Raw genomic sequence first — 22,317 nt, forward strand, 5'->3', positions numbered from 1 at the left:
CGACGGCGCCAGGCCGGTTGACCGGTGGCGAAGTCTCTCGCGGATCGTCAGTTGCGGCAAGGGCACAAAGTGAGGAGCTACCACGGTCGAGCTCGACCGATACCAGTGCGCAAGCGGTGCGTGCCAGCCGCAGCCGCGGGGATGCGCCGCAGATTGCCGGCCTTAGGCGCTTGTCACCTGCAGACTCGGCTGTCGAGTGCGTGCACGCGTCGCGTCGGACGAGCCGCGGGCCTTGTCACTGCACGGGTCACACGCCCGGGCAGGCCTTACGTGCACTTGATCGCTCGTGACCCACGGCGAAGGGTGACGTCAATTCGAAATGGCGTCTGTGCGAGGCCTTCGGTCGCACAGACTGCTCGACATGCGCGGACTACCGGCGCGACCGCTGCTTCGAACGCCGGACCGTACCGAGCCTGCGGCGCGCACGTATCGGCGTGGGTTTCGTCCGATGGAGCGTCAGGCCTACCAGCCGCGGCGCGCGGCAGCGCGGGCCGGCTTGGACCGACGGACGCGACGAGCCTGCACCCGGCGTCGCGGGAGGCGCCAACGGTGCGGTATCCGTTGCGACCGGCGGGACGGTCCTGACGATCGGGCTCGCATCCGGCGTCGCCGTCGGTGATGGAGCCGGAGTCGCGGTCGATGTCAGCGCCGGATGATCACCGAAGTTGGTTTGACGTGACCATTTGAGCCCGGAAGAGCGAGAGTCGCGCCCGCCAGCGGCGTCGTGGCCCTGACGCGGCACGGCTCGACGAAACGGGAGCCGGTTCCACTGAGCGTTCGCTCCGGATACGGTGGCGCGCGGTCGCTTGATCGAAACGACGAGGAACACGTGGACAGGACGCACTCAGAGCAGCGACGACTGGCCTTGGACGGGCTCACCGCAGCGCTGGCGCTGTCGGGTTGGGTCGCGCTTGGCAGCTTCGTGCTGGCCGTGGCAAATAGTCAGAGCGATGACGGGCTCGGGGAACACCCGGTACGCCGGATCACGCTCGGCGTGCTGTTGCTGGGCTTCTTCGTTTTCGCTCTGTGGAAACGCCGTGCGGTGTGGGCAGCCCTTACCCGCCGTCCTGAACTGGTGGTCGTGCTCGCGGCGGCGCAGATTGCCGCGGTGGCGGCCGACGAAGTGGTGGGCGGCGCCTACGTCGCGGTGAGCCTGACGTCGCTGGGTCTCGCCGTTCTGGCGGCAGACGACCGGCTGGTCTGGGCGTGCGTCGCCGTACTTGAGGTCGGATTCGTGGTGGGGCTGCTGTCGCGATACTCGCTGGCCGAGCTCGCCGACGACGGAGAACTCGGCGGGGTCGTGTCGTCGATCGTGAAGTTCCCCGTCGTCGCGTTCATGTTGCTGGCCATCCGCAGGCTGTTCAACCGCTTCTCCGACGGCGCCGGAGAGATGCTCATGCTCCTGCGAGCCGGAGCCCCGGCACTGACCCCGGCGCTCGACCAAGCCGTCGCGTCCCGTGGGGCGCCGCTGCTCCTCGGGCCGGGCGAGCCCCAACCGATCGTGATCGACCTCACGCCCGCCGAGGTCCGGGCGGTCGAAGGGCTCGCGGCGGGGCGCGCCCCCAAGCAGATCGCCTTCGACCAGGGCGTGACCCTCGCAACGATCCGGACGCACCTCAAGCACGCCAAGCGCAAGACCGGGGCGCGCACGCTACGTGAGCTGGCCGCGTTCGTCGCTCGTCCTGACTGGCCGCGGGTGACGCGATGACCACGCTCGTCCCGACGACGCCGCGCCTGGCAGCAAGCGGTGCCGAGCTCACCGCGCTGGCCGAGCGTTTCTGTCTGCGGGCGTTCGCGGCCGGAGCGTTCTTCTGCGGCGCGGCAGCCGTCAGCGCGCTCGTGATGCTGCCCCTGCGCGATTCCGCAGATCCCGTGACTTGGTCGACGCCGACCGTGCTCTTGACGGCACTGGTCGCCATCGCGGCGTTCGCGGTCGCGTGGCTGCCCGCGCCGGTGTACCGCGCGCTGTGCCGGCGGCCCGACCTCGAACTCGTCCCGGTGATGCTGGCGGCGGCCATGCTTGCCTATCCGCTGCGCAGCGAACTGTGGTGGCCGTCGTGCGCGTTGGTGATGCTGGTGGCCCAGGTCGCGCCGCTGCGCCGCACCTGGAGCTACTGCGCGGTCGTGTTGATCACCAACCTCGCCGCCCATGCGCTCTCCGGGGACCTGGCCGAGTCCCCAGCCGTGTCAATTTTGGGACTCTGGATCGGATTCGGCTTCTGGACGACGCTGACGGGCTTGGTCGTCGAACGGATCGCGCGGCACCTTTTGCGCGTGGACGTCGGGCAGGTCGGGCCGCCCGCGAGCACCGCCGCGCTGGCGCTCGAGCTGGCCACCTGGGCCGCGCCGAACCGGGCCGCGCAAGACGCCGACCCTGAGCCCGCCGGGTCGTCGCACGGCGTGCCTGCGGAAGCGGTCACGGTGGTCGAGGCGACACCATTCGAAGCGGTCGAACCACGCGTTCCAGCTGTGGTGCCCGCACCGGCGCCCGCGTCGAACGCGCTCGCGGACCCAACCCTCAAGTTGACCCGTAGGCAGCTGGAGGTCGTCGCCCTGCTTGCCGACGGACATCGCTACGACGAGATCGCCAAGTGTCTGTCGATCTCCCGCAGGCAGGTCCAGCGGCACGTGACGTCAGCTGTCGAGCGGCTGGGCGTGCACAACGCGAACGAGCTCGTGGCAATCGCCGTCGCCTCCGGTTTCGTACCGCCTATGAGCTAGCCGCAGCAGACCACGATGGAGCTGATCCTCGAGGCCCCGTGGTCAGCGTCCGCGCGGCCCGTCCTTAAGGGTCCAGCGGGATCAAGCCAAATCGCAGCGCCTGGACGGCGAGATGCGTGCGCGAACGCGCTGCGAGCTTGCCACGTGCGGCGGCGACATGCGCTCGCACCGTGCGCACGGTGATGCGCAGCTCAGCGGCAATCTCGGCGTCGGTACAGCCTTCGGCAACAAGCACGACGACCTCGAGCTCGCGCGCAGTGAGCACTTGAGGGGCGGCGTCGGCGTTGCCCATGGCGACGGCACGCTACCCCGCCGCGCAGCCTTCGCCCACCGGACGAAAGTGGGGAGCCATTGGCGGAAACGTCAATTGCCACCGCCTCATCACTTTGGGACCTTTCGCTAACGACCGGCCGCTCGTAGCGTCGCCGGCATGGGACCTGCCAGGAGAGGAACGGGATCGTGAGTCACGGACGACGGACGGCGCGTCTGTACGCCGACGGGCGCAGCGCAGCGGGCAAGTCGGTGGAGGCGACGGCTCGGAGCGGCTCGCAGGATCACCTGGTGCGCGCGGCGGCGCTCGCGCTGCTGCTCGCCGTCGGCGCCTGGCTGCTTGCCGGCGAGCCAGCCGACGCGCGCAACAAACTCAAGGTGAAGGCGACGCCCGCGACGGTTGCTCCGGGGTCGAGCGTCAGGGTCGTGGTCACCGGCACTTCGCGCACCCGCTGTGCGCTCACGGTCCGCGCTGACCGTGCCGGTTCGCGTCCGTCGGTTCGCCGCCGCGTCGCACGCCAGAGCCGGCTGGCAATCCCGGCCTCCAGCGCTGCCGGCGTCCGGATCGTGACGGTTCGCTGCGGCACGCAGACGGCCCGCACGCGCTTCACCGTCGCCGCCGCAACTGCCGCTCCTCCCGCACCGTCGCCCGCCGCCGACGAGCACGAGACCTACGGCGAGCTGCCGATCGACATCAACGAGATCGCCGGCTACACCGTCGGCGACGGCCTCGGCGGTGGCGAATACACGACCCGCATTCCGTTCACCAACGGCACCCGAATCCGCGTCAGCCAGGGCGCCAACGGCGGCTACTCGCACGGGAACGCCTACACACGCAACGCCGTCGACCTCCCGGCCGCCCTAGGCACCCCCGTGCGCGCCGGGTTCTCCGGCGTCGTCGCCGCGGCCGTAGGCGGGTGCCCGACCACCACGCAGTGGGGCTGCAACCGCGGGTTCGGCAACTTCGTGCTGCTCAAGAACGTCGACGGCACGTGCGCCCTGCACGCTCACCTGACAGCGATCAACGTGAGCCCCGGACAGCCCGCGGCCCGCTACACCCAACTGGGTACGGTCGGCACCTCCGGCAGCTCCACCGGCGCCCACCTGCACTACGACCGAATCGACTGCGCGAGCCGGGCCTCGCTCCCGTGGTCGTTCGAGGAGGCCGGCAACCCGCGCGAAGGCGCCTGGGTGACCTCCTCCAACGAGCCCGCGCCCGCCGTCGCTCCCCCGACACCCGACCCCGCCCCCGCCCCCGCTCCGCCGTCGGCGCCCGCGCGACGGCCGATCACGGTCGACAACCGCGTCACCAACGGCATGAGCATGCGCGAGGACTCCAGCCCGGCCCGCCTGACGACCAAGGCCTGGATCCGCTGCGGGACCCGCGGCTGCAACATCGGCGGCACCGAGCGCGGCAGCGGCGGCACCTACGACGCGGCGGTCTGCCAGACCTCCGGTGAGCGCACCACCAACGGCAACGACTCCTCCGCGGCCGACGACGGCAACCCCGAACGCTTCGAGTCGACGCGCTACTACGGCGTGCGGCTGCATGACGGCACCTTCGGCTTCATCAGCGAAGTCTGGATCCGTGCGAGCGACCGTGGCGGACTGGGGCTGCCGGGATGCTGACCCGGGCGTACACGTGCTTCTCCGGTGCCGGCGCCGGGACGTGTCGCAACAAGCCGACCGCGCAGGACGCACCCCGGATCGCCGGCTACGAGGCCGACGCCAAATGAGCCGCGAGGAGCGCGCTCGCGGCGCTGATGTCGGGCGTGTCAGCGCCCAGGGACCTAACTTGGTCCGCGTCGTCGGCGCGCTCCTCGCAACCGCGCTGGTGACACTCGCTGCGGCCGCGCCGGCGGCCGCGGGAGCAGTGCACACCGTGGTCGACTCCGACAACGATCCGTATGCGGGCATCTACCTGCGCGACGGCAAGTCGATGGGCGAGTTCCGACGGATCCTCGAGCGCTACATGCCCTACGGCACGAGGGTCGAACTGCTGTGCGCGGACAACGGCGAAGCGGTCGGACCGTACGCGAACCGCCGCTGGCATTCCGTCCGGGTCGCCGACGGCGCGATCGCCGGACAAGTGGGCTGGATCGCCGACCGCTACCTGGACACGCCCAATCGGGCCAACGAAGCAACGCCCGGCGAGCCGGAGTGCCCCAGCGGAGGCACTCCGGCCCCCGGCCCCGGCACGCCGCCACCCGCCGGCGTTCCGGCGCGTGACGGCGCATCGGTGTATTTCTCGCCGCCGTCGCCCGACGATCTGTCCTCGCCGGCGACCTTGCACCGTCCGTACGAGCAGTGGCGAGGCGCGAACTGCTCCGCGTCCAAGGCGGCCAGCGTCCCGTCCTGGGTGGCCCCCGCCAACCAGAACGTCACGGTCCTCAGCGGCTGGAGCATCGGACGACTGGGACCGATCTATCTCCTGCAGTCGACGTCCGCGGGCAACCGGTCACGCTGGCAGGAGATCGACTACATCCTGCTGTTTGACCCCGGCAACCTGGAACAGCTCACCGGCAACCGCTGCGACAAGACCTACCCAGCCGCCCGGCTCTACACGGAGTGGCTGAAGGCCAACGCGAGCGCCCGCCTGGTGATCCTTGCGGGCGAAGCGACGTCGCCCCGCCGTCACGAAGGCATCCAGCAGGCCTACTTCAACTACCTCCGCGAACACGGTGGGCCTCGCGACCGCGTGATCGTGTGCAACTACGGCTCGCTCAAACACCGGAGCGTGTACACGAAGTACCGGAGCTGGATCACCAAGCCCGCGATCACCAAGTCCAGCTGCCCCGACGGAGCGCTCGGATGGAATCCCTGAGCCAATCGATCACGGAAGGCCCCCGCATGCCCGACGAACCACGGACGGTGTTCCCGCGAGCCCTGGCCAGCTTCGCCGGGCTAACGCTCGCGGCGCTCGCCGATGCTTGGGCGGCGCGGCTGCGCGCTCGAGAAGATCGCCCCGCAACGCTCGACAACGTCGCACGGGGACGCGTGATCCGCTCGCGGCCGGCTCCGGGGCCACGCGAGCTGCGGACTCGCATCACGATCGTCGTGAGCAGCGGCCGATGACGCCCAGGCCGACCCCCGCAAATACCGAACGAGATGGAGATTGGATGCCGCACGTTGGCGCAGCCTCTTCGCGCGCGCGCAAGATCACGGTGTTGCTGATGTCCGCATGGGTATTCGCCGGCGCCGCCGCCGACGCCCAAGCAGCATTCGAGCTCGGGGACATCCGCCCCTACATGGAGAGCGCGATCAAACGAACGTTGGGCTCGTCGGTCGCGAAGCAGTTCACCACCGACAACTGCGCGGCCGCAGGTGCGCGAGGTTGGACGTGTCTGTGGAATCACCCGGACCGCGGCGCCAGCGCCGAGATCGGCGGCAGCGCGACCGTGAAGGCGATCAAGGTGCGCGGCCGGTGCAAGGTCAAAGTCAGTGGCGAATTCCGCGACCTCGACTCCGGGCGGTCTGGGAAGCTCCGCTATACGACGAGCGGCCGCAGCCGGTTCTGCCGATGAAACCGCTCGGCTCTGTCGAGCCCACCGCGGATCGGTCAGTCGATATCGAGTGGGATCAGACGCTGCCGCAAGGCGAGTACCGCCAAGTGGGTGCGCGACCGCGCCTGCAGCTTGCTGCGCGCGGCGGCAACGTGCGCGCGTGCGGTGCGCTCGGTGATCCCGATCACCCCGGCGATCTCGGCATCGGTCAGGCCTTCGGCGACCAGGCGCACCACTTCGAATTCGCGGGCACTGAGCACCCGGATGGTGGCGTCCACGATCGGCATCACGGCGGGCACGCTACCCGTTCGGGAGGGATCGCTCACCAGACGAAGGTATGGGTCCATTGGCGGATCGGCCAATTGCAAGGGTCTCATCACTTTGCGACGTTTCACTCGGCGTCGGCAGGACGTAGCGTCGCCGGTCATGGGGATTGTCGAGAGAGGAACCACGAGCGTGCGTCACGGACGACTCATGAGGAGCGCCCGCCGCGGACACCTGTCGCGGGTGGGTCTGACCCTTCGTCGCCACTGGAGCGGCGGCGGCGATGTCCGTCGGCGCGCGTACCGCTCCGTCGGGTTCAAGTTTTCTGGCGCACGCTCTACGAAGATCGAGGCGATGCCGTCGTGTTAGCTCCGAGCTCTCGCTCGCCTATCGTGCGCGTCCGGCCGGTGGTCGGCGCCTTCATGGTCGCCGCCGCCCTCGCCGCGTCCGGTCCGTCAACAGCGAGCGCCCGCGTGTTCGTTGGCGAGATGTCGCTTAACTGCGGCGGCGGCTGCCTGGGCCCCGCCGCGCTGAAGTACAAACCGACGACGCTCTGGCTCCGCGAGCAGAACGAGGGCGGCATCTATGCAGTGCGCCTCACGGGCCTCAAATGGACTCGCTGGGGCGGACGGACTGCTACCGGGCGCGGGCGCGTCCGCCACGGGGACCCGGACAACGGGACCTACAACGACGCGGTCACCGTCACGTTGTCGCGCATCACTCGTGCCGGCTGCAGTGACGAGGCCGGGCGCTTCCGCGCCTACAACCGCGCCTCGATTCGAGCGGGCGGCGAAAGCGCCCGCGTGATCGCCAAGACGGTCTGGACACCGCTTCTTGCCTGCTGAACGTCCGAGCTGTCGTGGGCTCCACGAGCGCACGCCGCAACGAGCACGGACGGAGCACGCGTGCTCCTGGCAACTCCCGACGAACAGCTCGAGCAACCGCTCGTACGTCACCGTGAGCGCAGGGGAATGAAACGGCTCAATGGTCCGGCGCGCAAGCTCGGCCGGGCGGGCGCGCTGGCGACGGCGTTGCTTGCGCTGCTCGCGTGCCCCGCCCACGCTGACCCTGGCGCAAGCCCGGAGCTCGTCCCGTTCACCGGCACCCGCACGCTGACCGCCACCTGGGGCCCGCCGTCAGGCAACTATCACTCGTATCCCGCGATCGACATCGGCCTGCCGACCGGCACGCCGGTCTACGCCACTGGCGCGGGCACGATCGTGGCCAGCCACAGTGGCTGCCCGACCGGGAGCCTGACGTCTACCTGCGGGATCGAGAATCTCGGCAACATGATCCGGATCGCGCACGCGGACGGCCGGCACAGCCGCTACGGCCACTTGAGCTCGCTTGTCGTGAGCTCCGGCGCGGTCGCCGCCGGGCAGCTCATCGGCTACTCCGGCAGCTCCGGCAAGTCAGAGGGCCCGCATCTGCACTACCAGGAAACGAGCGGGGTCTCCTACAACGCCGCCGTCGATCCAGGCACGTGGGTCGCGTGCCACGGGGCGACGCGGATCGAGTACGCGAACGTGCAACAGCGCGTGAAGCAGGCGGTCCGCAACGACGGGTACGGCTGCATGAACGAGCCGCTGAGCACCGGGCCGATCGGCAACGGCGGGGGCACGATCCGCGGCCTCAGCAGCGGCCGTTGCGTCGATGTGGCCAACGCCGGCACCGCGAACGGCGCCAGGCTCATGCTGTTCGACTGCCACGCCGGGGTGAACCAGCAGTGGACATTCTGGGGCGGGCAACTCAGCGTGTACGGCAACGCCAGCAAGTGCCTGGACGCCGCGGCCGGCGAACTCGGCGTCAACGGCACGCCGGTTCAGATCTACGACTGCCACAGCGGCAGCAACCAGCGATGGGTCGCCCACCCCGACAGCACGCTGCGGTCGGCCGCGTCCGGACGCTGTCTGGACGCCTCCGGCTTCGGGACGGAGAACGGCACGCCGCTGCAGCTCTGGGACTGCAACGGGACGAGCAACCAGCAATGGATCGGGATCCCGTCGGGCAACGGCGGTGAGACCATTCGCGGACTGGGCAGCGATCGGTGTCTCGACGTGCCGGGAGCGAGCATCTCCCCCGGCGCACGGCCACAGCTCTGGGACTGTCACGGCGCCGCGGAGCAGCAGTGGTTGTTGGCCGGGACCGAGATCCGCGTGTTCGGGGACAAGTGCCTCGACGTCGCCGGCGCCGGCACCGACAACGGGACTGGCGTCCAACTCTGGTACTGCAACGGCAACGCTCAGCAGCAATGGCGCTGGGACAGCGACGGGACGATCCGCTCGCTGCACAGCGGACGCTGCCTCGACGCCATTGGCGTCGGCACTGACAACGGCACCCTGCTGCAGATCTTCGACTGTCACGGCGGCCCCAATCAGGTCTGGCAACGGCCCGCAAGGCCGCCAGCTCCGGCAGCACCGGCAGAACCGGCAGCACCGGCAGAAGACAACAGAGCCCAATCGACAACTCCCAGCGCTGCAGTGGCGCCGGGTGGGACAGTGCCCCCGTCGACGCTCCCCTCCACCGTCTTGCGTAATCGTGTGCGCCCGTCGCTCACGGGCACCGCGCGCGTCGGTCGCGTGCTGCGGTGCGGGGGAGGAGCCTGGAGCGAGCAGCCGCATGCCGTGACCCGGGGTTGGCAGCGAAACGGCAAGGCGATCTCAGGCGCCCGCGCGAGGAGCTATCGGTTGCGACGAACGGACCGCGATACGCGCATCCGCTGCGTCGTCACCGCGATGAGCGGGGCTCAGCGGGTGACCGCGACCTCCCGAACGGTGCGAGTTCGGTGACTCGGGGCTTCGGCCGCGCGTGCGGCGCAACGGTGTGCGCGAACGGCATCAACGAGCGCCGGTCCGCGCAACTACCACGTAGCAACCAGTCAAGGAGAGACACGCGATGACGGCAGGACGATTGACCGGGTTCTGCCTGGTGCTGGCCATCGGGTTCGGCGGCTGCGGGTCCAGCGAACCCGACTCGACTGCCACGGGCGCGCCCGTCGTCGCCGATGGCGGCAACAAGATCGCTCGAACGGCCGCGACCACTCTCCAGGACGCGATGTTGACCGCGCAGCGCTCGCTGGACTCGACCACGGGTACGCGCTCGTCGCTCGCGCGCGCCGCATTGAAGCTGCGCGCAGCGAGTTCGCAGACGAGCGACGCCATCGCGATGCTGTCGGCAACCTCCGAAGCGACGGTCCCCGAGCTCGCGCAGGCTGCGAAGCACCAGCGCGACTACCTGGAGGCGATGGAGTCGGCGGCCACGTCGCGCTCGCGTACCGATGTCCGTCAGGCGCTGCGCGGCGCTCAGTCCGCCGGCCGCGCAGCCGGCGAGGCCTACGTGGAGATCGGCCGCGGTGCCCCGGATCTCGCCGGGTCGCTCCCGGAAAGCTCCTCATTCCGGGTTGCGGAGATGCGGTCCGCCACGGCCGCGGCACTGCCGAGAGCCAAACCCAAGGCAAGAAAGCTCAGCGCCGGCTCGACACCCGGAGGCGCCGCTCCAGCCGCTGACGGCGGGTCGCGCACGTTCCACGCCCCCAGCGGGAACGTCGCCTGCACGGTGTCCGCGGAAACCGCGGCGTGCACGGTCGCCTCCCTTTCCCAGACATTCGTGCTTCCGGCCTCCGGAGCTGGGTTCCTGGAATCCGGCACCAGGGTCGGTCGCGGCGCGGGCCAGTCCGTCGGCTACGGCTCGAGCGTGCGGATGGGCTCGATCACCTGCTCGGTCCCGGCGCAGAACGTCGCCGGCGGCATCACCTGCACGAACGCGAACACCGGGCACGGCTTCGAGGCCAGCCGTGTCTCCTCCCGGCAGAAGCTCTTCTAGGCAGACGAAAGGCCCCGCGGAACGTGACCGCGGGGCCTCATCACTTCGCGACGTTTCACGACAGACCAACCGAACGTAGCGTCGGCGGCCATGCGGACAAAGACGAGGGGAGCACGATCATGAGTCAAGAACGACGGAGCCGCTGGACGCGCACCGCCGCGCTGTTGAGCGTTGGCCTGTGGATGCTCGGCGGCGCGCCGGCGCTCGCCAAGACCACGGTCGGCGCCACGTACGGCCAGGTGGGCGCGCGTTCGCTGAGCGCGTACACGCTCGTCGACGGCGCGCCGCGCAAGGCCTACGCCGTGCTGGAGACCAAGCGCTTCTCGCGGAGGCGCACCGGCGTCGCCCGCTCGACAACTCGACGACTCGCACGCAGCGGACGGACGACACTTACGATCGGCGCGCCGCGCGGCACCAAACGCATCACCGCTCGCGTGCGCGTGATCACCCGGACCAAGCGCAACAACGGCCGGGTCCGAACGCGCACGGTCGGTACGGGTCGATGGACGACGATCGAACTCACACGCACCGGGCGCACGGCGAAGGTCGGCGCGGTCAAGCCCAAGGACGTTGTGGCCGTCACGGCACCCACGGCAGCAGCACCAGGATCAATCCAGCTCACGGGCGCCTCCTCGCGCGTGAGGCCGGGCGAGGTGATCGCGCTCGGCATCACGCCCGCCGCGCCCGATGGGCTCTTGGCCCAGGTCACGCAAGTCACCCCCAGTGGCAACGGAACCGTGGCGTCGCTCGTCCCGGCGCGGCTGTCGGACGTGGTGCCGGCTGGCGCGTTCGACGTGGATATCCCGGTTGAGCAGGTCGCATCCATCAGCGGCAAGACGACGTCGGAAAAGACGCCGCGAGCCCTGCAGTGCACGTCCTCGCGCTCCGCCACGGCGGCGGCGCTCGCCGAGCTCTCGGCCGGCGTGAAGCTGTCGGCGAAGTGGACGGGCGGCAGCATGTTCCCGCCCAGGCTGCCGCAGCTGCAGGCCGGTGTGACCGGGACCGTCGAGGCGCGCCTAGAGGGCGAACTCTCGCTCAACGGCGAAGCCAAGTGCACCCTCGCGCCGCAGACGCTGTTCCCCGCACCGGTCCGGCTGGCCACGTTCACCGTCCAGGTCGGGCCGGTGCCGATCCCGGTCGTCATCGACGGCCAGGTCACGCTCACCGGCTCCGCGGAAGCCACCGGCTCACTGTCGACCAGCGTCAAGGCCCGGGCGAGCGCCGCTGCCAGCGTCACCTACGACCGCGGCAAGCTCACCCCCGGCAAGACGTTCGAGCGCTCGTTCACGCATCAGCCGCCCGCGGTCAACGGCACCGGCAGCGCGCAGGTCACGCTGTCTCCGGCGATCGGTGTGCGCCTCGCTGGCGCGGCCGGCCCCGAGATCGATCTGTCGGGAGGCCTGAAGCTCACCGGCAACCTCGCGGCGCCCGCGGGCCAGCCCTGGTGGACGCTGACCGCGCCCGTCAGCCTCGGCGCGAAGTTCAAGTTCGCGCTCTGGGGCATCGAGGTCGACTCGCCGCGCTACGAGCTCTGGGGCGAGGAGTTCCCGGTCGCCTCCGCCGACCCCGCCACGGGCGCCCCCGGCTCCTCGATCGCCGGCGGGGGACCCGCGCCCGAACCGCTGCCTCCGGGTGTCCGCACGCGCTTGACGTGGGACAGCGACACCGACGTGGACCTGCACACCTGGAACCAGACGGGCGACCACGCCTACTTTCGCGACCTTGAAGCGATCCCCGGCGGCTACCTGGACCGGGACGTGATTCCCGGCTACGGCCCGGAGACGTTCTTCGAAACCGATCCCGCCAAGGGCAACCAGTTCACGTTCGGCGTGTGCCAGTACTCCGGCAAGAACGCCAACGTGATCGTCGACGTGCGCGACCCGGACGGTCAGACGCGCCGGTACACCGTGACGCTGCGCGGCCGCAAAGCGGCGGCGCTGTTGACCACAAGCCCCGTCGGCATCGCGCCGTACATCGACCCCGACGGCGACTGGTGCAACGGGGACGGAGGCGATCCGACACAGCTCGGGCAGGTCACCACCGGGTCGTTCGGATGAGCAGCCACCAACGCACTCGCCGGCTTCGCGCATTGGCCCTCCTGTCGCCTGATCGAACGCCGGCTTTTCGCCTGACACCAGGGCCCGCCGGGTCCACGTTCGTGCACGGCCGCGGTGGCGCTCCTGCTCGCGCGGGCAGTGTCCAGCCGTCGCGCCAGGCGACAGATCGCGCAGGGGTTTGTTCGGCGTTCCGGGCGGCCCGGAACGGCGGAGATTTGTCCGTTCGGCCAGTGGTGAGGTACCCAGTGATCACCTACGTGCGCTCGATGCGCCGCTCGCAACTGCGGACACTTGTCCGCGCCGTCGTCGCCTGCCTCGCCGTGGCACTTTGCTGTCTGCCCGCCGAGGCATCCGCAACGCCGGAGCGCGCGACGATCTTGTCTCCGGCTGATGGCTCGTTGACGAGCTCGCCGCTGGAATCACCGCCGCACCACACGCCGTTCACGGGCGACTGGGCGGTCGACATCGCCGGCGCAGTCGGGCGTCCGGTGTATGCGCGCTTTGCCAACGTGTCGGGGTCGCTGGCACTGAACGTGATCGGCCGCTTTGAGCCGTGCGCGTCGCCGAACCAGGGAACGGCCGGAATCGGCCTACGCGTGCAAGTGTCCGTCGATGGCGTCGCGCTCGGGGTGGTCAACTACGTCCACCTCGCCAACGCTCGCGGCAACGGGCCCGTCGGCAACGGGGAGCAATTGGGCACGATGTCGAGCGGCACACGGACGTCTTGCTGGACCGGCGCGCACGTGCACATGGAGCCCCGCAACGACAGCAAGTACTCGTGCTTTCAGTCGACGCCCCTGGGCGCGGGCCTCGGCGGCGGCTCCAAGCTCGGCGTGCTCGGCGGCGAGTACGCCGCGGCCAAGAACCAGCTGTGCCCGCCCGGGGCCGTGGACGCCGCGGCCGGCACCAGCCCACGCGGCGCGTACGACGAAGCGAGCTCACCTGGCGCGGGAACCGTTCGCGTGCGGGGCTGGACCTACGACCCGGACGCTCCCACCAGCACGGGCGCCATCCACGTCTACGTCGGCGGCCCCGCCGGCAGCCCCGGCGCCGAAGGCCACGCGTTCAACGCCGACGCGGTGCGCGCCGATGTCGCCGCGGCGTTCCCAGGCGTCGGCGATCGCCATGGCCTCGACGTGACCTTCGGAACCGGCAAACGCGGCGCGCAAACCGTCTGTGCGTACGCCATCAACATCGCAGCCGGGGGCGAGAACGTCGGGCTCGGCTGCAAGACCGTCACGATCGATGAGCCCAACCCGTTCGGCAACTTCGAGTCAGCCGACTCCCCTGCCGGCGGCCAGCTGCACGTCTCCGGCTGGGCGACCGACCGCAACGCCTTCACCCAGCCCTTGACCATGCACGTCTACATCGGCGGGCCAGCGGGAACGCCAGACGCCGAGTTCCGCGTGCTCACCGCCGGCCGCGAGCGACGCGACGTCGCCGCCGCCGTCGCCGGCGCGGGCGCCGCCCACGGCTTCGACGACATCCTCACTACCGCCCGCCGCGGGTCGCAAGCCGTGTGCGTGTACGCCATCAACGTCGGTCCCGGCGAGAACATCGCCCTCGGCTGCAAGACGGTCACGATCCAGGATCCACCGCCGCCTACTGCTGACGCCGGCGCAAACGACCCCGCTCCCGCCCCGTCCGCGGCACCGCCCGATCCCACCGCGTCGCCCGTGCCCGCCACGGCGCCCACCACCGCACCCGGCTCCGCCCGGCGCACCCTCGCGCGGACCGTGCGCCTCGCGCGCGCCAGCTGCTCACGCGCGCGTCTTCGCTTGAGCGGCCAGAACGCCTCGATCGCACGCGCCACCCGCCTTCGCCGCGGACGCTGCCGATTGACCATCGTCACGACCGCCCCCGCCGGCACGCGGTACGACCTACTCATCCGGCGGAGCGGTAACACCGTGCGCCGGGCGTCCGCGATCGGCGTCTAGCGAACCAGCACACCAACCGATGCGCACTCACGGAGGACGCAGATGAGCAACCGGCGGCGGTCGCTGCAAATCGCGCTGGCCATGACCGTTGCCTTCGCGGTCGGATTCTGCGGGCAGGCGCCCGCCGCGTGGGGCGCGACGAAGTTGCCGTACCCCACGAACGGATGGGTGAACCCCGTTACGCCCGCGGCGTTCGAGGACTGGGGATTCGCCAGCTGTAGCCCTCCCTACAACGGCAACCAGGCGCACCTGGGCGCCGACTCACAAGGAACCACCGCCGGGCAAACCGTGATTGCCATGGCCAGCGGAACCGTCGTCCGCGTCGTGGTGTCGAACTGGGGCCCGGGCGGGGCAATAGGCATCGAGCACGTCACCGCCGACGGGACACGCTTTGTCGCTCTGTACGGGCATATCGACGTCACCATGCAGCCAGGCCAAGCCGTCGCTGCAGGACAAGCGATCGGGACGCTTCACGACCAGCGCGCCAACAGCCATCTGCATCTCGGTCTACGTCCACTCGGCCCGGGTGAGACGGGCAGCGCGATCACCCTCTGGGGATCGTCGACGTGCATCAACGGAACGGCACGATCCTACGGATTCGTCAATCCGATTCCATGGCTCGCGACTCATCCTCCAGCAACGCCTCCCGACCGAGAGCCCGATGCCGACGGGGACGGGACGCCGGATGTGCGAGATGCATGTCCGTCCGAGGTCGGGCCAAGGCTCACCAGCGGGTGTCCAGACGACGACGGCGACGGCGTCACGGACCGCGCGGACATCTGCTCCACGATCGCGGGATCGTCGACGCTGTCGGGCTGTCCCGAAGAGCTCATCGGCGGCCAGCCACGGTCTCGAGTGGACTTCGACGGCGACGGCAGAGCGGACTTTTGCCGGCTCACCGGCGGTCAGAACAACCAGAGCAGCTACGCCCAATGCACCCTCAGCACCGGCAGCGGCTTCGGCGCCACCATCACCAGCGCCCTGACGGACTGGGGATACGACTCCGGTCGAGCCTGGGTGGACTTCAACGGGGACGGCAAAGCGGACTTTTGCCGGCTCACCGGCGGTCAGAACAACCAGAGCAGCTACGCCCAATGCACCCTCAGCACCGGCAACGGCTTCGGCGCCACCATCACCAGCGCCCTGACCGACTGGGGATACGACTCCGGTCGAGCCTGGGTGGACTTCAACGGGGACGGCAAAGCGGACTTTTGCCGGCTCACCGGCGGTCAGAACAACCAGAGCAGCTACGCCCAATGCACCCTCAGCACCGGCAACGCCTTCGGCGCCACCATCACCAGCGCCCTCATCGACTGGGGCCTCGACGCCGGACGCGCCTGGACCGACTTTGACGGCGACGGCAAAGCGGACTTCTGCCGCCTCACCGGGGGCCAGAACAACCAGAGCAGCTACGCCCAATGCACCCTCAGCACCGGGACCTCGTTCGGTCCCACAACCACCAGCGCAGTCCTCGACTGGGGGCGCAACCTCGGCCGCGCCTGGGCAGACCTCAACGGCGACGGCAAAGCAGACTTCTGCCGGCTCACCGGCGCCCAGAACAACCAGAGCAGCTACGCCCAATGCACCCTCAGCACCGGCAACGCCTTCGGCGCCACCATCACCAGCGCCCTCATCGACTGGGGCCTCGACGCCGGACGCGCCTGGACCGACTTTGACGGCGACGGCAAAGCGGACTTCTGCCGCCTCACCGGCGCCCAGAACAACCAGAGCAGCTACGCCCAATGCACCCTCAGCACCGGCACCGCCTTCGGTCCCACAACCACCAGCGCAGTCCTCGACTGGGGGCGCAACCTCGGCCGCGCCTGGGCAGACCTCAACGGCGACGGCAAAGCAGACTTCTGCCGACTCACCGGCGCCCAGAACAACCAGAACAGCTACGCCCAATGCACCCTCAGCACCGGCAGCGCCTTCGGCGCCACCATCACCAGCGCCCTCATCGACTGGGGCCTAGACGCCGGACGCGCCTGGCCGGGAACCGGCAACGCGGTCGCGACCACGTGCCCGCAGCCGTCGACCGGCCGACCGCCCACCTGTGACCCGCAGTCAGTTTCATGCTCGCCCAGTCAGATCGGCGCGCCGCCAAACTGTCAGCCGCCGGCCGAAGCTTCCTGCGGTGCAGGGATCTCCCCGACTCCGCCCGACTGCGTGGCTGGCGCTGCCGCACCGCCCGTACCCAGTGGAATGGCAGCGACCAGCAGATCGCGAAATCAGCACGTGACCGTAAGGCTCGCGCAGGGTTGCGCGAAGCGCTACCTCCGCGTCTCAGGAACGGGAGTCTCGATTCTCGCCATCAAACGCATGCGCAACGCGCGATGCCGGATCACGCTCCGCATACAGGCCTCCGCGCGCGGCCTGCGAGCCATCTCGGTGAAGCTGCCGCACCAGACCCGCCGGACCGTCAAGAAGGTTCGCGTCGCTTGATAAGTGCTCCCGGCGCGTCGGCGCGCTTCATTGCGGCTTCCCCTGTAGCACCGCTGAAAGAGGCGCTACCTGCCCCGCCGTCGCCTCACGGTGGTCTCGCCCCGCCCACACGATGGCACGAGCTTGGCGACCTTATCGGCGAGCGTGACTCTCAAACGAACGGGATCACCGCCGGAGATCGTCGAAGCGCCGGGGCAGACGTGGCGGCCGTCGCTCGCACCAGCGAAGTGCCCAACGGTGAAGTCGCTCAGTGGACTCTCGATATCGCGGAAACGGTCACCTCCGCTCGCCCCTCGTGTGTCGCGGTGCTCACGAAAAGGGCGCAGGGATCGGTCCCAAAGGTCGAGCCAGAGTCCACTTCGAGGACGGCCCGCCCGTGGCCTTGACGATACATTCATACACGACAGGTCGTCGTTGCTGGTTGACGCCAAGCACTTATATGGACGACTAGCGCCAGGCGAGCATGCAGCCGAATCAGCGACGCGGCGCTGGGCAGCAACGAAGGCCGTCCTCGAGTCAAGCGGCGACCTGCCCGCTGACGCCGGGCCGACGTTTGTGCCGATGAGCGAGTTCGTGCACTCCTGGGTCAAGACCCTCCAGCGCCATGCGGCGGTCGGCCATGCCGGTGGCCGGCAGACTTTCGCGCCGAGGTGCCATGGGCTGCCCGCGCCGCTCGCCGGTTGACCGACGAATCGTTCTATCTCGCGCCCGCCATCGCCGCCGTTACCGCGGTGTGAAACTCGTCGAGCTTGCCGCGGACGGAGTGCCTCCACTCCTCGTCAGCCGCGGAAACATCGTCGGCAAGGAACGCAGCCGCGGGCGAATCATGGTGCAGCGTCAAGCGTCTACCCGCGCGTTCGATGCGATCGATCTCGTTGAGCGGCCACGCGCAACAGAACGCGCGCGGGTACAAGTCGACCAACCCGAACCCCGTGATGACCTTGCTTTGCGATTCGCACGCTCCAGGACCACCGAATCCGATGTACAGAGTCGTGTCGCTGAGGAGCAGGTTCGCAACCCCCGAAGCGACAATTGTGGGCTGCGCCTCCGGGTCCTCGGGTATTTGAGCCACTACCTGGCACGCGTTAGCAACGCCGGCCACCCAACGTCCAAGTATCACCTCCCCGTCCCGTGCGACCTGCGGGCCGGCAGATACGCTGAACACTATCCCGCGTGCCTCGTCGCGCTCGACGGGATCGTCACACTCGAATACGCGGCCTGGAGGGAAGACAGTGCTGGCGTTCCACCCGGAAGGCCGGTTCGGTGTCGGCCCGCTGGATTTCCGGCTGAAGAATCCCACGTTGTCTCCCTGTCATCGATCGGTTTGCGGGCCGCCGAAGCCGCTGGCGGCGTCGTCAACGCGCTAACGTGCCACAAGCGCCTTAGCTCTCACTGTGGCATTAACGTCGCTCGTTTGCGCTGCTGAAGGTGCCGCGTGGAAGCAGAATGTCGGAGTGACAGCCGTTCGGGTTTCTTGCGGGTCGTCTTCATCGTCGGTCATGCCAGGGTCGCCGAAGCCCGGTGGGTCCCGGCGGTGATCTCGACGCCGCGAAGCTGAGCACACAACGGCCGTCGAGGAGGGCTTCCGCGATGGCATCGCGGGACCGTACCAGCGCATCACACAAGTGTCGACCGCTGTTTGCCTCAGCGATGGCGATGGGCGACATGGCGGGCTCGCGCTCGAGGTTGGTGTGCTGGAGCTGCTCCTCGACGCTTTGTCATCGACCGAAGTGGGCCATCCGCCGAAACGAGCGCGATCGCGTTGCGTCACTGGCGGCAGGCGCCCTCGCCACCCCCGGAGCTTGGTACTACGCGCGCCCAAGTCGTCGTCGCCGCTGGCCCGACGTGCTTGCGAGCGTGAAGGCTCGGTGTTCATACGTCGTGAGCGGTAGGTACCGACGCTTGGCAACCCCCGAGCTATCTAGAGCCTCGGCTGGATGCGCGCCGCGGGTGAGAAGGGGGTCAGCTCACCGCCCGCGCTGACAAGACAGGCCCCTCGTCGAAAACGGACGAGATCGTCGAAAATGACAGCGTTGCGTGACGGAACTTGGTGTCCGCACAAGACAAGGACGGACACTGAGATGGACTTAGCTGATCCGAGACAGCAGTTCGCGGTTTACGGCTTCGCCTTCTTGCGCCTCACCGCACGCGGCAACGGCTCGGTGAGGTCGTAGCGCAGGATGCCGGAGGCAACAATTGCCCGGACGTCAGGCTTGATGAGCGCCAGCAGCGCGGCTGGCGCGTCCGGCGACGCGAGCACCGGTTCAAGCTCGTGTTGTGAGTACCAACTCGCCCCATCCTCGTTCGCCGTGAAGCCTCCGTCGAGCAGCTCGTTTATCTGAGATCGGAACTTCGAGCTGCCCTCGTCAAGAGCCGCGTCGGCATCGCGCGGGGCCACCGTGACGCCGACCAACGGTTGGCGATCCTCCATCCAACACTCCACGATCACGACCGCCTTGTTGTACTCGGCCGGTACGCTCAGCCCGAACTTCACCTCGTACACCGTCGCCTGCACGATGCTGGAGGCCTTCAATTGACCAGCTAGCTCGTTCTCGGAGCGCCCTGTGCGATAACGCCTGAGCTCGGTGCGCAGCGTCGCCAGTGTCTCGCCGTGGACTTGCTCCAACAGCCAGCGCAGCGCCACCCGCCCGTCGCTGTACTTCGCCCATCCACGCACCGCGTCGGCGTCAATAGTCGTCATCCCCAGGTCCCCCTGTTCGTCAAGCACTTCGAGCAGGCGCTGCCACTGTCCGGCGACTCCGGCGTCCTGCGGCGACAAGCCGCGGAGACGAGGCAGCAGCCTTGCCCATCGGATAGAGCCCAGCCATTCCTCTTCCGTCGGCTCAAGCTCACCGCGAGCAGGCACGTCACGCGTAACTGCCACCAGGCCGCCGCGCCCGCCACGTTTACGCACCTCGCGCAACGCACGGTGGTAGCGAGCCAGCTGTTCGGGCCCGTAACCGGCGTAGAGCTTATTCTCAACAAGCAGCGTGAACTGGCTCTGTTCCCCGGGCTCCTCGAAGATCAGGTCGATGCGTCCGAGACGGTTGCCGTCCTCGTCGGACAGACGTCGCTCCCGGTCAACCTCCAAGGCGTCGGGTATCGGCTTCAGTCGCTCCTGGGCCGCTGCGGTGTAGGCACAGTCGTCGGCCACTTGGTCGAGAACCGCGCGCGCGAAGCCGGTGGCAAAGCGCGCATCGGCGGCGCCGATTGCGGCGATGACATTCGTCAGCTGCACCTCATCGCCGGGCCGGCGCAATCCCACGACCAAGGCGTGGGCGACCGACCGCTCGACCGACCCGCCGGCTGGCATCCTGGCGGGTGCGACTTCGGACTCCTCCATGCCACCAATTAAAGGCTCGAGACCGGCGGTTAAGTCACTCGGGCACCACCGGCGACTCCCCGTGCTTCACGGAGCATCAACCCACCGCGCGCTCGGGTCCCGAGGGGCCGCCGGAAGCCGACGCTCCACGAGGGGCGAGCCGGTGACAAGAGCTACTCCGCCGTGCACGGCTGCGCTCCAGTCGGCTGAGCACCCTGGGCCAGCAAAGAGGGGCGATCGGGCAGCGGTGCACCAGGGCTTTTCGCGGCTCGCGCCCCTACCAAGCTTTCCTAGGCGCTTTCCTCGAGATCCGCCACGTCGGTCGTTCGCGATGGTACGCCAACATGACCGGCGGTCAGGCGTTCCCGGTCTGCTTCAGCATGCGATAGGCAACATCGCTCCATTGCGGCTTCCACGGTTCGACGACCGGCAGCCCTTCGGTGCGAGCGAGCTCGCGCCCGGACGCGTCTTCAAGGACCATCGTCTTCTGCTTACCTGCGATCCAGTCACGAATGAACAGCCCGGTCGGCTTCGCGTGTCCGGTCTTCGTGCGTCGCAGCGTGACTTCGTGCAGAAACGTGCCGTCGTCGTCCTTATGCCAGCGCCGGCCGGTAGTTCCAGAGCCACCAGACTTGTCGATGGCGCGCCGCTGATCGCAGCGCCAGCCGTTGGGATACGGGTTGATCGGGACGCCCATGACTGTGGAGTGACCTCGGCCCTACCCGATCTCGCGCACGGGCGTGATCGTGATCACTTCAGACCAGGTAGGCGCGAAGCTGGCAGCGAGCTTGCGGAGAGCCTTCGCTCCTGCATCGGCGTCGGCCTGCGTGAGGTGTACCCGCACACCACCCTCCGGCAAGTCGGAGACCGACGCGGACGTATTGGCAATCGCCGTGAGCTCGAGGACGAGTCGCTGCGCCTGTGCGCCCGGTTCGAGGATTCTGATGTCGACATGCTGTCCGACGGTCAAGCGCGGCATCGAGACATTGTGCGACGCGCGAAGGACGGACCGCCGAGTGACGGCTTTCGTGCTTCGCTGGATCTGGCATTCGTCTGATTCGTTCTGAGTCAACGCGCCGCGCACCCTCATGCGGACCCCGGCCGCTGTCGCGCCTCAGCGCGCGATAAGCAGACACGGTTAGTGTCGCGTCCGGCTGGACCGGCACCATCAGCCCCATGTTCGACGGCGATCCACGATGCGATGTTCTCGGTGGCTCGCCGCAACAGCAGACCGCCTTAGGCACTGCCGCTAAGCGCGCGATGCGCACGCTGGGATTCGGAGGACCCGTCACGGCGACCGTTGGCAACCCGGATCACGCGCCCCCGGGCACGGAAGCTGGCGCGGATCGTGGGGGAAGGATCTGGGTCGCGAAGCGCATCGTGCGCGAGGGAGAACCGCGACTCGGATGGATCGTGAGCGAGGAGATCGGACACGTCTACCTCGCGGATCGATTCGGCTTGCCACACGGTGGAACCTTCATCGAGGTCCTGATTCAGGAGTTGTTCGGAGCGTGGGCGCAGTACCGCGAGCACGTGCTGACCGGGCGCATTCCCGAGTCGGCGCTGTCAACCACGCCCGTTATGCGCATTCCCCCAACGCCTGCCGCCGACTTGCCGCCGCAACTGGGTTACCAGCTCGGCAAACACCTCGCGGCCGCGGCACTTGGGAGCCGTGCGAACGACGCGCACCTGCGGGCATGGGCGGCCGATCCCAGCGTCGCGGACGAGTTGAAGGAAGTAGTCAAAGGTCTGCGCCGCGAGTTGCCTTGGACGAGATCTCCGCAGCGACTCGCCGAGGCGCTGCAAGGGTTTTACGTCGCTCTCGGCGGCTCAGTTGAGGCGTAAGCGCCTCCCTGTGTAATGACGTGCAAGACCAAGCGTCTCTGAGCTTCGCGGCCCTTGCGTGGGCCGTCCGGGCTGCTGTGCCATTCAGCGCGGAGTCAGGCAACGTCGCTGCCGCGGCTTCCCCTCGAGCGCCC

At 68.9% G+C, this 22,317-nt stretch carries 19 protein-coding genes; 13 read left to right on the plus strand and 6 right to left on the minus strand.

What is annotated here, in order from left to right:
- The first annotated feature begins 865 nt into the window (after positions 1-865).
- On the plus strand, positions 866-1,708 hold the full coding sequence (locus C8N24_RS33645; RefSeq protein WP_170178824.1) for a helix-turn-helix transcriptional regulator: 843 nt from the start codon (positions 866-868) through the stop codon (positions 1,706-1,708).
- The gene (locus C8N24_RS03605; protein WP_121248086.1) at positions 1,705-2,721 is read left to right on the plus strand and encodes a helix-turn-helix transcriptional regulator; all 1,017 of its coding nucleotides are present in this window, start codon (positions 1,705-1,707) and stop codon (positions 2,719-2,721) included. The genes C8N24_RS33645 and C8N24_RS03605 overlap by 4 nt, the downstream gene beginning before the upstream one ends.
- A gap of 64 nt (positions 2,722-2,785) precedes the next feature.
- Here the strand turns inward: C8N24_RS03605 and C8N24_RS03610 are convergent, their stop codons facing one another.
- Positions 2,786-3,013: a response regulator transcription factor gene (locus tag C8N24_RS03610; protein WP_121248088.1), complete on the minus strand. Its 228-nt coding sequence runs from the start codon at positions 3,011-3,013 to the stop codon at positions 2,786-2,788.
- Between the two features lie 167 nt (positions 3,014-3,180).
- Here C8N24_RS03610 and C8N24_RS33650 point away from each other — a divergent pair, with 167 nt between their 5' ends.
- The 3 genes from C8N24_RS33650 (at position 3,181) to C8N24_RS03625 (ending at position 6,515) form a co-directional block, all read left to right on the plus strand.
- Positions 3,181-4,620 (plus strand): M23 family metallopeptidase, encoded by a 1,440-nt coding sequence (locus C8N24_RS33650; RefSeq protein WP_121248090.1) that lies wholly within the window; start codon positions 3,181-3,183, stop codon positions 4,618-4,620.
- 103 nt (positions 4,621-4,723) lie between these two features.
- A complete protein-coding gene (locus C8N24_RS03620) occupies positions 4,724-5,815 on the plus strand; it encodes an SH3 domain-containing protein (protein WP_147447620.1) in 1,092 nt (363 codons plus the stop codon).
- A 295-nt stretch (positions 5,816-6,110) separates the two neighbouring features.
- Positions 6,111-6,515 (plus strand): hypothetical protein, encoded by a 405-nt coding sequence (locus tag C8N24_RS03625; RefSeq protein ID WP_121248094.1) that lies wholly within the window; start codon positions 6,111-6,113, stop codon positions 6,513-6,515.
- A 35-nt stretch (positions 6,516-6,550) separates the two neighbouring features.
- Here the strand turns inward: C8N24_RS03625 and C8N24_RS03630 are convergent, their stop codons facing one another.
- Positions 6,551-6,820, minus strand: a complete 270-nt coding sequence (locus C8N24_RS03630; protein ID WP_170178825.1) for a response regulator transcription factor — start codon at positions 6,818-6,820, stop codon at positions 6,551-6,553.
- 345 nt (positions 6,821-7,165) lie between these two features.
- Between C8N24_RS03630 and C8N24_RS03635 the strand changes: the two genes are divergently transcribed.
- The 7 genes from C8N24_RS03635 (at position 7,166) to C8N24_RS35305 (ending at position 17,700) form a co-directional block, all read left to right on the plus strand.
- On the plus strand, positions 7,166-7,603 hold the full coding sequence (locus C8N24_RS03635; RefSeq protein ID WP_121248099.1) for a hypothetical protein: 438 nt from the start codon (positions 7,166-7,168) through the stop codon (positions 7,601-7,603).
- A gap of 126 nt (positions 7,604-7,729) precedes the next feature.
- Positions 7,730-9,547 (plus strand): RICIN domain-containing protein, encoded by a 1,818-nt coding sequence (locus C8N24_RS03640; protein ID WP_121248101.1) that lies wholly within the window; start codon positions 7,730-7,732, stop codon positions 9,545-9,547.
- Positions 9,548-9,653: 106 nt separating this feature from the next.
- Complete coding sequence (locus C8N24_RS03645; protein ID WP_147447621.1) at positions 9,654-10,580, plus strand: hypothetical protein; 927 nt, start codon at positions 9,654-9,656, stop codon at positions 10,578-10,580.
- A gap of 119 nt (positions 10,581-10,699) precedes the next feature.
- Entirely contained in the window at positions 10,700-12,637 is a 1,938-nt protein-coding gene (locus C8N24_RS03650) for a YfaP family protein (RefSeq protein WP_147447622.1), read from the plus strand.
- Between the two features lie 32 nt (positions 12,638-12,669).
- A complete protein-coding gene (locus C8N24_RS03655) occupies positions 12,670-14,574 on the plus strand; it encodes a hypothetical protein (protein ID WP_147447623.1) in 1,905 nt (634 codons plus the stop codon).
- A gap of 42 nt (positions 14,575-14,616) precedes the next feature.
- Entirely contained in the window at positions 14,617-17,016 is a 2,400-nt protein-coding gene (locus C8N24_RS03660; RefSeq protein WP_121248109.1) for a VCBS repeat domain-containing M23 family metallopeptidase, read from the plus strand.
- 561 nt (positions 17,017-17,577) lie between these two features.
- Positions 17,578-17,700, plus strand: a complete 123-nt coding sequence (locus tag C8N24_RS35305; protein WP_281272613.1) for a hypothetical protein — start codon at positions 17,578-17,580, stop codon at positions 17,698-17,700.
- 13 nt (positions 17,701-17,713) lie between these two features.
- On the opposite strand, the gene C8N24_RS03665 is transcribed toward C8N24_RS35305, so the two are convergent.
- The 4 genes from C8N24_RS03665 to C8N24_RS03680 all read right to left on the minus strand — a co-directional run bounded on the left by C8N24_RS03665 (position 17,714) and on the right by C8N24_RS03680 (position 21,317).
- Positions 17,714-18,118, minus strand: a complete 405-nt coding sequence (locus C8N24_RS03665) for a hypothetical protein (protein ID WP_147447624.1) — start codon at positions 18,116-18,118, stop codon at positions 17,714-17,716.
- 1,014 nt (positions 18,119-19,132) lie between these two features.
- Positions 19,133-20,359, minus strand: a complete 1,227-nt coding sequence (locus tag C8N24_RS03670; RefSeq protein ID WP_121248113.1) for a PD-(D/E)XK nuclease family protein — start codon at positions 20,357-20,359, stop codon at positions 19,133-19,135.
- Positions 20,360-20,693: 334 nt separating this feature from the next.
- Positions 20,694-21,035, minus strand: a complete 342-nt coding sequence (locus C8N24_RS03675) for a hypothetical protein (RefSeq protein ID WP_121248115.1) — start codon at positions 21,033-21,035, stop codon at positions 20,694-20,696.
- A 21-nt stretch (positions 21,036-21,056) separates the two neighbouring features.
- The gene (locus tag C8N24_RS03680) at positions 21,057-21,317 is read right to left on the minus strand and encodes a hypothetical protein (RefSeq protein WP_147447625.1); all 261 of its coding nucleotides are present in this window, start codon (positions 21,315-21,317) and stop codon (positions 21,057-21,059) included.
- A gap of 197 nt (positions 21,318-21,514) precedes the next feature.
- On the opposite strand from C8N24_RS03680, the gene C8N24_RS33290 reads away from it, so the two are divergent.
- Positions 21,515-22,183, plus strand: coding sequence for a hypothetical protein (locus C8N24_RS33290; RefSeq protein ID WP_147447626.1), 669 nt, complete (start codon positions 21,515-21,517; stop codon positions 22,181-22,183).
- The last annotated feature ends 134 nt before the right edge of the window (positions 22,184-22,317 follow it).

Origin of the sequence: Solirubrobacter pauli, assembly GCF_003633755.1 — a bacterium.
Classification (GTDB): domain Bacteria; phylum Actinomycetota; class Thermoleophilia; order Solirubrobacterales; family Solirubrobacteraceae; genus Solirubrobacter; species Solirubrobacter pauli.